Genomic DNA, 12,691 nt, shown 5'->3' with positions numbered 1-12,691 from the left:
TTAAATAAATAATATTGAATATCCAATCAGTCCTATCAGCACAATCAAAAGAATAGTATTTATTACGGTAAGACTAGTCAAAGTGGACATGCTTCTCTCCTGCTTTTTAAGTCTGTCCGCATTGTACACTTCCTCGATTTTTGCTGAAAAATCCTTGGTAACACTATCCAATTGCTTTTTCAAAGGTGTGCCATAATCTAGAGAATCCTTTAGGTCATTAACCTTTGTCTCTAAAGATTTAAGTAATTTTTCATTGCGCTCCTGATTGTCCGCCACCTGCTGTTTAATGTCATTATTATCATGACCAAAAAGCTCCAGGGTCTGCTGCATAGCGTAGATTTCCCCCTGAAGTCTATCAATCTCCCCACGAATGGATTCCTCGTCCATGCTTACATAACGATGCCTAAAAATAGGTTTTCCATTATATTCGTTTTGCATAAACTTCTCCCTTCTATGCGTATTATCCTGAATTTAGTTTACCACTTTTTCACAACAATTTGTATACTAAAAGACAAATTAATACTAAATCTAGAAAAGGCAGCTAGAGTGAACTAGCTGCCTTAAAATATACATATCTATTATAAAGAGAATTGTGCAACGAAATCCTGAAGCTCTTGAGCATTACCTGCAAGACGGTCAGAAGCCTGTGCAACCTCGTAAGATGATGCAGTCTGCTCCTGAGATGCAGCTGATACATTTGAAGTCTCATCTGCAACTGAAATACTCATCTGCTCTATGTCATGGATATTCTTTGCAATAGTATCTGTTCCACCAGAAAGCTGTTCTACGATGGCGCTCATTGTATTGGATTCCTCAGAAATAGAGTTAACCATATTTACAATATTATTGAAGGTTTCTCCAGCTTCGTTTACTAGCTCAGAACCATTGATAACCTCTTCAGCGCCCTGTTTCATAGCCTCTACAGCCTCTCTAGAATTGTTCATAATAGCTGCAATAAGCTCGTTAATCTTCTGGGCTGCCTGATTTGATTCATCAGCAAGCTTTGAAATTTCACTAGCAACAACTGCAAATCCTTTACCCATCTCTCCTGCACGAGCAGCCTCAATTGAAGCGTTCAATGAAAGAAGGTTTGTCTGGCTGGCGATTTCTGCAATTGTAACAACGAATTCGTCGATGCTCTTTAATCTCTCACCAAGATCATCTACTACCCTTGCAGAGTTCTCAACAGAATCCTTGATTGTATTCATCATATCTGTTGCATTAGTCATATCTGCCGCACCATTGATAGCAGCTTCATTTGTAGATTTAATCATTTCAGAAGAACGATTAATTGCTTCCTTGAACTCCTTCATGTTTGTAACAAATGAATCTGTCTCTGAACTAGCATCTGTTACTGCACTAATCTGGCCTGAGCATGAGTTTGCAACATTTGTACAAGAAGTTGCAACCATCTCACTGGCCTCAGCTGACTGTGAAGCAGATGCAGAAAGCTCTTCTGATGCTGATGCAACTGATGATGTTGTATCGGAAATCTGAATCATCAAATCTCGAATATTTTCATGCATCATATCCAAAGCCTCAGATATTGCGCCAATTTCATTATTATGGCTCTTCAGCTTTCGAACCTCTTCCATTGCTTCATTTTCTGTAAAGTCTCTATTAGACATTCGAATCATCTGATTAGCTGCTTTAGTTATAGGCTGTGTGATTTTGCCTCCTGCCAGGAAGGCTGCAACAGCACCTATAATAACAAGGACAAGCATAATTACTACAGTTTCTATGATAGTCTTCATCAGTGCTTCATGAGCATGTGCCTGATACTCAGCAATAACTACATCCAAATCGTCAACCCATACGCCAGTACCCATTACCCAATCAAATGGTTCATAGTAAGCTGTATAGTTAATCTTTGGAAGTTCTTCAGTCTCATTTGGCTTTGCAAACATAAGCTCGGTATAGCCACCGCCCTCTTGCATACCGTTTTCAATCATCATCTGAATATATTTATTTCCAGATGAATCTGTAGCATCCCATCTAGACTGACCTTCTGTATCTCTGCCTAAAAGAACTACATTCACACCTTTTGATGTATCAACCCAGAAATAACCGTTCCCATCATCATATCTAAGCTCGCGAATAATATCAGCCGACTCCTTTTCAGCCTCTGCCAGTGTCATTTCACCATTCTGGTATCTGCCATACATGACCGCACAGATACTCATTGCTTCTTCTGTCTCATGCTTTAATTTAAGCTTATCATCTTCAACAAGTCTCGATCTATAAACTTCAACCTGAGTATTGTTTGTGTTTACAGTATTGATAATAGAAAATACCGAAACAATAGCTGCAGAAAGTATTACAGATGCCATTACAACTCCAACAAGAATTGTCTTTAAACTACCCCTCTTCTTTGCTTCTCCTGCCATAGTAAAAGCCCCTCCTTAGCATAGTGACTACATCACTTACTATAGCATTTAATTTCTGACATTTTTGCGTTTTCACAGATAGTTCACTGATAATTCAAAATGTTGCACACAATATTATTTAGCTTTCTTTGCTGCTCTCTTCTCTGCCTTAGCCTGAAGCTTTGCAAGCTTTTTAGCAGTAGGCTTAAAAAGTCTAAATATCTTGTAAATCTCAAGAAGTATAAGAAGAACAAATAAAACATTTACAACACGCATAATGTGAGTTGTGATTCTTGTGCCATCTTTAATATGACTTCCCGGCATTGCTCCATTCATTGCCTTTGAATTAGCGATAATGTAAAGCATGTGATGCATAGCTTGTCTTGCATAATAGTATGTTGCAGCATCATTTTTATCAAAATCATATCTGGCCGCTGAAGGAAGTGAGGTAAGCTTCACATCTGCTCCTGCCTCTGTCATCTGGTAACCATCCATGAATACACCAGTATTGGCATTATCTGTCATAACAAGACCATCAAAAGCCCACTCGTTTCTGAGGATACCTGTGATAAGACCGTAATCGCCACCTGCCCATGTAGCACCAACTCTGTTGAATGATGTCATTACTGCCTGTGATGCTCTGATTTCCTTAGATGCATTTGCATAAGAGCCATCATCCTGTTTTTCAACATAATTGAGAGTAACATCTCCTGCCTTCATGCACATTTCAAATGGAAGAAGGTAAATCTCACGAGCGCTTTGCTCGTTAAGCCATGTTGCAATACTGTACTGACCATCTCTGTCACCACGATGATTCTCCTGATCATTAAATGCAAAATGCTTGATATATGTATACATTCCCTTAGAAGCTGCACCCATTACCTCATTAGAAGCAACTGTACCAGAAAGGAATGCATCCTCTGAATAATACTCACCATTTCTACCTGAGAATGGAGTACGATGAATATTCATTGATGGTGCATACCAACCATCCGCACCGCCAAGTAAGCCTTCATTTCCAATCATAACACCGTATTCCATTGCAAGTGATGGATTCCAGCACTGTGCCATAGTCATGGCGCTTGGGAACATAGCACTTGTACCACCATAAATAAGACCTGAAGCAGTATCTGCATCAATATTGAATGGCTTTTCAATTGATTCAATATACTCAATTCCGTATCCACTTACGCCGATTGCATTGTAAATTTCATCAGCAGAAAGTTCGTCCAATAAATCTTCCCAAAGCGGATCGTCGTAATCAAGACCACGCATATCAATGAGTTTAAGTCCATTATCTTTGTCATAAACAATCTCTGTATCAGAAAGAGTTTCTGGATCTACAGTAGTTCCTGATTCAAAACTATCTAACTGTGCTATCAACTCATCAGATGCAGTCTTAGTATATGTATAAGATGCACCGTCATCTCCATTGATTTCATTTCCCCAAGTGCTTATCTGAGCACTTGCTGTACCATCGTGTGTAGGGAATGTTCCTACCCAATCGTTTCTAGTAAGATATGTAGCCTCCCCCTTTGCATCATCAAGTTGATTTGTGATTTCCTCGCCTGAATAGCTGTCCTTTGAATATGTAACTGTGTCAACCTCTGTAATATCAGGTGTGTAAACTGATACAAACTCAGATGTAGCTTCATCTGTTGTATCATCAAGTTTTGTATTGATTATATTATTTACTGCCTCATGTACATTTTTTGCTGCAGTAATGTAATAATCTCCAGCATCAAATATATAAGTCTTTGCATTATTAGCATCGTATGCCTTTAACTGAGACTTATCGAAGCTAAGTGACATTGTCTGTGATTCGCCTGCTGCAAGCTCATTTGTTTTGTCATATGCCACAAGCTGTACAGATGCCTTTTCGACACCATTTTCAATATCGTAATCTGTGTATGGACTCTGGGCATAGATTTCAACTACATCTTTGCCAGCCACATCACCTGTGTTAGTAACTGTGATTTCAATGTTACAAGTATCTCCATCCCATGATGTCTTCATATCAGACCATTCAAATGTGGTGTAAGACAATCCGTATCCAAATGGATAAACAACCTCTGAATCATAATCAAAGTCTCCTGCATTTTCACGGCCAAGAGTTACATCCTCGTATCTTGTCTCATAATACTTGTATCCAACGTAGATTCCTTCTTCGTAAGTAACATAGTTGTACTTTGTGAGGTCACCGTTTGAATCAGAATACTGATAATCACCAAAGTTCATAGCAGCTGGTGATTCAAGTGGATTTGAAGCAAAAGTATCTACTGTTCTACCTGATGGATTAACCTGACCAGTTAAAATATAAGGCAATGCCTCAATTGCTGTTGCTGAGATTACTGCCTTGATATTTGGATAATCCTTTACAAAATCAAGATCAAGTGCTGCATTTGAATTGCTCACAAGAATAACTCCATCAAAGTTGTCATTCAAATATGAGATGATTTCAAGCTCTGTGCTGTCTGGTTCAAGATATGTCTTTGCCTGATCCTGCGCATTATCAGCATGGTTGTACATAGAGCGTGGCATATCTCGACCTTCGCCTGCTACTCTCTTTAAGAAATAAACAGGAACTGTATCTTTGATTGAGTTCATAACCTCATCATTGGCTTGAAGCTCTGATAATGGAACCTCATTAATTGAGAAATCCTCAGCATCACCATATGAAATTGAACCAGCCCCCAAACCATAATTTTCAGACTGCTCTTTGTAGTAATCAAAAAGTGTCTTATTGATAGATACATTTGCCGAATCAAAAATATCAGCAAGGCTTCTACCACCCATCATACTATCATTTGCTGCTACTGTTGCTGAATTCACACTAAAGAAACTAAATGTAGCATCAGCTGTCTGAGGTAAAAAACCATCCTCATTTTCAAGCAAAATAGTTCCTTCATCAGCAATCCTCTGATGAAGATCTGCTTCTGCAGTCTTAATAGAATCTGCATCGTAATCCGCCTTGTTGTACTGCAAGTCAAGACCTGTAGTATCAACATCCGAATTATCGATTTTTGTGTTAATGCCTCCCAGCATGCTGTCTACCATTCTTGCATAGTTTGGTAAGATGCTGTTAACCGCTACAATTATAATCGCAAATACGATAATAAGAATTGAGCGGATGCATGTTCCAATAATTTTTCTTCCCTTGCTCATTTGCATTCTCCTTTTCTTGGGGCATACCCCGATTGATAACTTTATCGAGAGAATAACAAAATCATTAAAAAAAATGCAGGCCTTGTCACAGCCTGCACATTTTTTGTCATAATCTGCATCTCTACTCAGAAAAAATAATTCTAAGTAAATACTTATCATTTTCAGTTTTAATAGTTAGATTGCCATCATATTTTTCTACAATAGCTTTGATACTTTGGGTGCCATATCCATGGCTTAGCTTGTCACTTTTAGATGTGATAGGCAGGCCATGCTGCATTTTAATTGTACCCGTGTATGGATTAATGATTTCTACTAAAACAATCCCTTTTTTATTTTGAATCTGCACTGATATCCATCTCTTTGCTCTATCTAAAATCTTTTCATTTGCTTCAATCGCATTGTCTAACGCGTTTCCTAGCAAAGTATACAAATCGATTTCATCCATAAACTTAAGCTGCTCCCCATCTGCCATACAGCTCATCCTTATTTCTTTGCTATGACATATCAGCTTTTTTTCAGTCAAAACCGTATCTAGAAGATCATTACCCGTACGAACTACAGCATCATATATTGCTATGTCATTTTCCATCTCAGATAGAATACCTCGTCTTTTCTCATCGCTTTCCATATTAGCCAAAGCATTAATCTGGTGCTTCATATCATGATAATGCTGATTGACTACTGCCATGGCATCCTTTGAAAACTGATATCTCACCTGGGTATCTTTCCAAAGTTGTTCCTTAATTCTAAATGCTCTTCTTTCTTTTTCATTGATAAGCTGAGCTCTTTGATTTATCAGAATAAACAGACTTGCTAAAATAGCATATACAGCATGGATATGGCCAATATTATTAAAACTCGAAATAATGCTTAAAAACCAAACTACAAGCAAAATTACAACTGTGGCAGATGTAGCAGAAAGAGTCTCTATCAAATATTTGCCATCAACTACTGTAGATTTAGCAAACCAAAAATAAGCCATTATAAAAGAGCCTATAAGACAGACGGTATATAGTATTGGTTGATTATCCGGTATCCTGCCGCCTGTGCAATAATCAAAGAGTTCTCTTATACAGTAAAAAATATGCTCAATACAATAGCTAATTGCAAACAGATAGATTGCCTCGTGAAAATTTACCTCTGTAGCAAAATATATTCCAAATATCACCGCTATCCATATGGCCATAAACCAAAACAAAAGGAATATATATGTAGATGAAGTTATATCCGAATAATCTGACCCCTCATATCCAAACAGAATAAGTACTCCTGTCATGGCAAAGTCAAGAAGAAGCCCCAAACAAACACAAGACGCACCTCTTATCAATGGATATTTCTTTTTATTAAGTACACTACATATTCCCAAAACAGGTATTAGCATTTCCAGAAGATATCCAACATTGAAAGAATTATCCATAGCTATATCTCCATTCCTACATAATCACCAAAGGCTGTGATGAATTCCTTTTTTCTGCTTCGGCTAAGAAAAAGCTCCTCTCCTGCCACGGTAACCACATCCCCCTTTATTCTATCCACATATTTAAGATTGATAAGATGGGATTGTCCACTTTGAACAAATCCATATTCTTTTAAATCTTCCGCTATGGCTTTTAAACTTTTACTTCTAGTTTCAAAGATGCCAGATTTACTATGAATAACAATAGTATGCCCAACTACCTCTATGTAATAGACATCCTCTGTATCTATTTTTCTTTTGGCTCCATCTTCTGCGACAATTAGTTCCTTGCTCTTTTGATATTTGTCAGCAGTCTTTAAAACCTTGTCCATAGTTCCTTGGAATTGTTCATATACCACCGGCTTCAGTATAAAGTCTAATGCGTTGACCTTGTATCCATCAATGGCATATTGTGCAAGAGCTGTGATAAAAACAATGATTACGCTATCATCAAGCTCTCTAATCTTTTTCGCCGTAGTCATTCCATCCTGATATTTCATATGGATGTCCAAGAAAATCAAATCGTATTCTGAAGTATAATCATCCAAGATATCAATTCCATCAAAAAATGTTCTGACGATGAAATTGTCTGCATGTTCCTTCTCATATCTGGATAAATGCTCTATCAAGCTAGCCTGACATTCTTTTTCGTCTTCAACAATCGCAATTCTAAGCATCTACTATCCCCCTTCTATATTCTAGTGTAAGTATACCATTTATGTCTTCAAATCGACATAATATGCCAAACCAATAGAACTTTGCAAGATATCTGTTAACATACTTATTGATTGATAACATTTTAAAAGAGCCAGTTGCTATGTATTTTATAGTGACTGGCTCTTTCTCCATTTTTCTTAAGATTTAGTATACTTCATAAGCATTTCTATGTAGTTTTTTGTCAGCGTGGTCTGTGGCACATTGCTAGGTAAGATGTAACCGATTTCCATATAGTCATCCACCTTTAGTGGCTTTGCGATGATGCTTGGACCATTTAATTCTTCACTGATAACACCGCTACATATGGTATATCCGTTAAGGCCAATCAGCAAATTAAAGAGCGTCGCTCTATCTCTTACAATTATTTCCTTGTCACTATCGATGGTGCTAAGTATTTCCTCTGAAAAATAAAAGGAGTTGTGGCTTCCCTGCTCGTAAGAAAGGCGCGGATAGTCCTTTAAATCATCCAACGTCAACGCTTTCTTCTTTGCAAGTGGACTGTTCTTTCCAATGAAGACATGAGGCTTAGCTTTAAATAAAGAATGAAACACCAGGCCATTGTCACGTAAAGTTTTCTTTATGACAGTTTCGTTGAATTTGTTCAGATACAGAATACCTATTTCACTTCTGAGCCTTGCCACATCCTCGATAATATCGTAGGTTTGGGTTTCCCTCATATGAAATTCGTATTTGTCACCGCCATACTGCTTTAGCAACTCTACAAAGGCTTCCACTACAAATGAATAGTGCTGGGCTGATACGCAAAAGCGTTGCTTGCTGTGGCCAGCTCCTGTGTACTTTTCTTCTATAAGATTTGTTTGCTCAAGCACCTGTCTGGCGTATCCTAAGAATTCATCTCCCTCTGGAGTGATCTCGATTCCCTTATTGGAACGGTTGAATATGGTGATGTGGTATTCATTTTCCAGTTCCCTGATTGCAGATGTTAAGCTTGGCTGTGCGATAAACAGCCTTTTTGCTGCTTCTGTAATATTTCCTGTTTCTGCTACTTCTACTACGTATCTAAGCTGTTTTAAAGTCATTTTCTAACCTTCCTAAATATTGCCCCTTAATAACCATCAATAGATTTATTTATAATTATAACTTTCTTAATAGATTTTATCTATGGTCAAACTATCATTTTTTATATTTTACCTACTAATCAACTAGGCCTATAATCCTCAACATAAGTTAATGAACGTTGCGCAATATATTTATAGTAATCAAAAGGAGAATAAGAAAATGAGTAATGTTAAGACACCATACAGATACGATTTTGTAGGAAGCTTTCTACGCCCACAGGCCCTTAAGGATGCAAAGGCTGACTTCTTAGCTGGCAAAATCAGCGAGGATGAGTTCAACAAGGTGGTTGATGAGGAAATCACAAAGGTTGTTGCTAAGCAGAAAGAGCTTGGTTTTCATATAATCACCGATGGCGAGTTCAGAAGATCATTCTGGCACCTTGATTTTATGTGGGGATTCGAGGGAGTTGCCCATGAAAATACAGGCGGCGGAGTTGATTTTGATGGTGAGCTTGCTTTACTTGATGACACTTATCTTGTAGGCAAAATCAAAGCAAAGGCTCATCCATTTGTTGAGTATTATAAATTCTTAAAGCAGTTTGAGGATGAAAATACAGTTGCTAAATATACTATCCCTGCCCCAGCTCAAACATTTCAGCAGATGATTGTTCCTGTAAACTTTGAATCTACCAGAAAATTCTATGCTAACAATGATGAATTGATTCATGATATTGCGGCTGCTTATCAGGATGTTATTAAACAATTCTACGATGCTGGTTGCCGTAATCTTCAGTTTGATGATTGTACTTGGGGTGCTATTGTCGGCACTGCTGCAAAGCAGAGATATGCTAGCCTTGGAATTGATATTGAAGAAGTGAAGCGACAGCTTCTTGAAGTTAATAATCTGGCACTTGAAAACAAGCCTGCAGATATGACAATCACATCACACATCTGCCGAGGAAACTACCACTCTACTTTCTTTACAAGTGGCCCATACGACACAGTTGCTGACTATGTATTTGCAAAAGAAAATGTGGATGCTTTGTTCCTTGAATACGATGATGCTCGCTCTGGTGGATTTGCCCCTCTTGCAAAGGTATCTTCTGATAAGAAGGTGGTGCTGGGGCTTATTACAACAAAGCGTCCTCAGCTTGAAGATAAAGAATCTATCAAAAAACGTATTTACGAAGCAGCAAAATATATTCCACTTGAGCGTCTAGCTTTAAGCCCACAGTGTGGCTTTGCTTCCTGCGAAATTGGCAACAAGCTTACCGAAGAAGAACAGTGGGCTAAGCTGAAGCTAGTAAAAGAAATTGCTGAAGAGGTATGGCAGAACGATTAATTCAGCTCGATGAATTTTTCGATTGCTACTGCTACTCCATCTTCATCATTGGATGGTGCAATAAAATCAGCCCATTCCTTGGTCTCATCCTGTGCATTTGCCATGGCAACAGAAAGACCTGCGTAACGCATCATAGGAATGTCGTTGAAACCATCGCCGCAGGCAATCAGATGCTTGCGATCAATGCCAAGACTTCCTAACAATATTTCTAGAGATGATGCCTTTTCAATTCCTTGTGGCATTATCTCTAGGAAAAATGGCTCTGAGAAGAACACATTAACAGTGCCATTAAACTTTTCATTAAGCTGTGCTTCTACATTTCTAAGAACCTTGTGATCACCCACGCATAAAAACTTAACAGGTGGATCAAGCTGTGCTTCCTCATCCAGGTGGAATACCTGTCTGATTGGAATGTTATTGATTTTTGATTCCAGCTGCACGTACTGATTATTCTCGTCGTTTGAAATGATGCCCTCTGAATCATATGTAAGTGTGGCAACATTGAATTTGTTTGCGCAACGAAGAATATCTGCATAGTACTTTTCAGGAATAGTTTCTCTGCGGACAACCTCTCCTGTCTTGCAGTCGATAATCATACCACCGTTATACGCCAGTATGTATCCTCCTACCTCTTCCAGGTGAAGCTGCTTTGCAATCTTTTTAATGCCTGGTACTGGACGGCCAGATGCAAGTATAATCTTTACCCCTGCCTTTGCAGCTTTCATTATTATTTCTTTGTTTTTGTTACTAACCTCTTTTTTACTATTTAAAAGAGTTCCGTCTAAATCTAGTGCTATTGCTTTATATTTCATAAGGCATATCATAGCAAGCCGATTAGGTTACGTCAAATGGATTTTTCACTTGAGATATCCCTCCTCAAACATTAAAATAGCACTAGCAAAAATAATGACTGGAGGTTTTTATGGAAGATAAAATTACACTTACTATTGGGAAACAAAAAAACATTGCTCTTATCGCACATGATGGAAAGAAGCCACTTCTTATTCAGTGGTGCGAAGACAACAAAGAAATTCTTAAGAATCATTTCTTATGCGGCACAGGAACTACAGCCAGAATGATTTCCGACAAAACAGGACTTCCTGTTAGAGGCTACAACTCAGGCCCTCTCGGCGGTGACCAGCAAATCGGCGCAAAGGTTGTAGAAGGCAGAATCGATTTAATCGTATTCTTCTCTGACCCTCTCACAGCTCAGCCACACGATCCTGATGTAAAGGCTCTGATGCGAATCGCTCAGGTTTACGACATTCCTATCGCAGTCAACAAGGCATCCGCTGATTTCATGATTAAATCAGAGTTTATGGATACACCTTACGACCACGACGTTATCAATTTCCAAAAAAATATTGCTGATCGAGCAAACACACTATAGTACCACCCAAAATAGACACATTCTCTTGATATACTTTTCTAGTATCATTTTATAGTTTTTATTGGGGATGTGTTGAGTATGAGAACTAAAGATCGAAATGATTTTTTATGGTTGGTATTCTTTTTTATAATCTTTATCAATGGATTTGAAGCTGGAGGTTATCAGGCCAGTTTACTAAATATAGGAAATACATACGATTTATCTACAACAACCAAGGGGTTATTTGCCTCTGTAGAGCTTTTTGCCACAATGCTTGCGCCAATACTGCTTGGCGCATGGGCAGATAGAACTAATAAATTGAAATGTATTAAAATCCTGCTTTCCATACAAGTGATAGCAGCTTTACTGATTGGCCTTTTGACATCGAAGGTGCTTTTTGTAGGTGGAGTCTTCTTTTTAGGACTCACTACAAGTGCCCTCCAGTTTATTTCCATTGCAGCTCTTGCTGATTACTATCCTATCAGTTACCACAAAAAAATAGGCTATCTCACATCCATGTATGCATTAGGTGCATTTGTAGCGCCTCTAGTTGTTGCTGCGTATTTGAATATGGGATTCAGTTGGAAAATATTATTTGTCTTTCTATGTGTAGCCAGTGCTGCTGCACTGATAGACATAGTTTCATCTAAAAATGAATTCAGAGAATTAGCAGATACCACTACGGAAGAATTTACGTCCGCTGGTCCATTTATTCTGGCCGGAATCATCATGCTTTGTGTGGTTATGTGTATTTATGTTGGGTATGAAAATGGATTTGCTTTCTTTGTAGATACTCTATTTGCTAATGAATTTAAATCTGCCTTAGGAAAATATGCCTTAAGTCTGTTTTGGATTGTTATGATTCCATCGCGAGTATTAGTAGGCCATAACGCTAAACATGCTTACAAAATACTAATTAGTGCAATAGTAGCAATTCCTTCTATAACCGTACTCATCGCCCAGCTTTCCAGTGATGTGGCAGTGCTTCTGCTTTGCATTCCACTGGGCTTCGCTTGCGGCGCAATCTATCCATGTGTTTTGAATCTTGCCATGCCTTTGTCTGGCAATCACAAGGCTACATCCACAGGCTTAATCACAACAGCCACTGGTATCGGAGGCGTGGTATTCACTGCCCTCACTGGGTATTTAGGAGATATGTATGGCCTCCGCCAGGCTGTTATGATGCTGTCAGCATTTTTCGTCTTATCACTAATATCAGTAATAATATTAAAGATTCGCTGGATTAAAAAAGATTAG

10 protein-coding genes are annotated in these 12,691 nt (G+C 38.3%); 3 read left to right on the top strand and 7 right to left on the bottom strand.

The annotated features are described in order from the left end of the window. The 6 genes from T375_RS00910 to T375_RS00885 form a co-directional block, all read right to left on the bottom strand. Window positions 1–438 carry a hypothetical protein gene (locus tag T375_RS00910; RefSeq protein ID WP_044933878.1) on the bottom strand — a complete coding sequence of 146 codons (438 nt, stop codon included), beginning with the start codon at window positions 436–438 and terminating at the stop codon, window positions 1–3. A 140-nt stretch (window positions 439–578) separates the two neighbouring features. Continuing rightward, window positions 579–2,387: a methyl-accepting chemotaxis protein gene (locus T375_RS00905; RefSeq protein ID WP_044933876.1), complete on the bottom strand. Its 1,809-nt coding sequence runs from the start codon at window positions 2,385–2,387 to the stop codon at window positions 579–581. 114 nt (window positions 2,388–2,501) lie between these two features. After that, a complete protein-coding gene (locus T375_RS00900) occupies window positions 2,502–5,531 on the bottom strand; it encodes a glycoside hydrolase family 3 N-terminal domain-containing protein (RefSeq protein WP_155952389.1) in 3,030 nt (1,009 codons plus the stop codon). Between the two features lie 121 nt (window positions 5,532–5,652). After that, the gene (locus T375_RS13025) at window positions 5,653–6,948 is read right to left on the bottom strand and encodes an ATP-binding protein (RefSeq protein WP_049960227.1); all 1,296 of its coding nucleotides are present in this window, start codon (window positions 6,946–6,948) and stop codon (window positions 5,653–5,655) included. 2 nt (window positions 6,949–6,950) lie between these two features. Continuing rightward, window positions 6,951–7,664 carry a LytR/AlgR family response regulator transcription factor gene (locus tag T375_RS00890; RefSeq protein WP_044933872.1) on the bottom strand — a complete coding sequence of 238 codons (714 nt, stop codon included), beginning with the start codon at window positions 7,662–7,664 and terminating at the stop codon, window positions 6,951–6,953. A 177-nt stretch (window positions 7,665–7,841) separates the two neighbouring features. Beyond that, window positions 7,842–8,744 carry a LysR family transcriptional regulator gene (locus tag T375_RS00885; protein ID WP_044933870.1) on the bottom strand — a complete coding sequence of 301 codons (903 nt, stop codon included), beginning with the start codon at window positions 8,742–8,744 and terminating at the stop codon, window positions 7,842–7,844. Window positions 8,745–8,943: 199 nt separating this feature from the next. On the opposite strand from T375_RS00885, the gene T375_RS00880 reads away from it, so the two are divergent. Beyond that, window positions 8,944–10,065 carry a 5-methyltetrahydropteroyltriglutamate--homocysteine S-methyltransferase gene (locus tag T375_RS00880; RefSeq protein WP_044933868.1) on the top strand — a complete coding sequence of 374 codons (1,122 nt, stop codon included), beginning with the start codon at window positions 8,944–8,946 and terminating at the stop codon, window positions 10,063–10,065. Here the strand turns inward: T375_RS00880 and T375_RS00875 are convergent. After that, the gene (locus tag T375_RS00875) at window positions 10,062–10,877 is read right to left on the bottom strand and encodes a Cof-type HAD-IIB family hydrolase (protein ID WP_044933866.1); all 816 of its coding nucleotides are present in this window, start codon (window positions 10,875–10,877) and stop codon (window positions 10,062–10,064) included. The two genes, T375_RS00880 and T375_RS00875, sit on opposite strands and share 4 nt — an antisense overlap. A gap of 110 nt (window positions 10,878–10,987) precedes the next feature. Here T375_RS00875 and T375_RS00870 point away from each other — a divergent pair, with 110 nt between their 5' ends. Beyond that, window positions 10,988–11,455, top strand: a complete 468-nt coding sequence (locus tag T375_RS00870) for a methylglyoxal synthase (protein ID WP_044933864.1) — start codon at window positions 10,988–10,990, stop codon at window positions 11,453–11,455. A 78-nt stretch (window positions 11,456–11,533) separates the two neighbouring features. Continuing rightward, complete coding sequence (locus T375_RS00865; protein WP_044933863.1) at window positions 11,534–12,691, top strand: MFS transporter; 1,158 nt, start codon at window positions 11,534–11,536, stop codon at window positions 12,689–12,691.

Origin of the sequence: Pseudobutyrivibrio sp. LB2011 (assembly GCF_000701765.1) — a bacterium.
In the GTDB taxonomy this organism is placed as follows: domain Bacteria; phylum Bacillota; class Clostridia; order Lachnospirales; family Lachnospiraceae; genus Pseudobutyrivibrio; species Pseudobutyrivibrio ruminis.
This window is presented reverse-complemented; position numbering and strand designations above follow the sequence as displayed.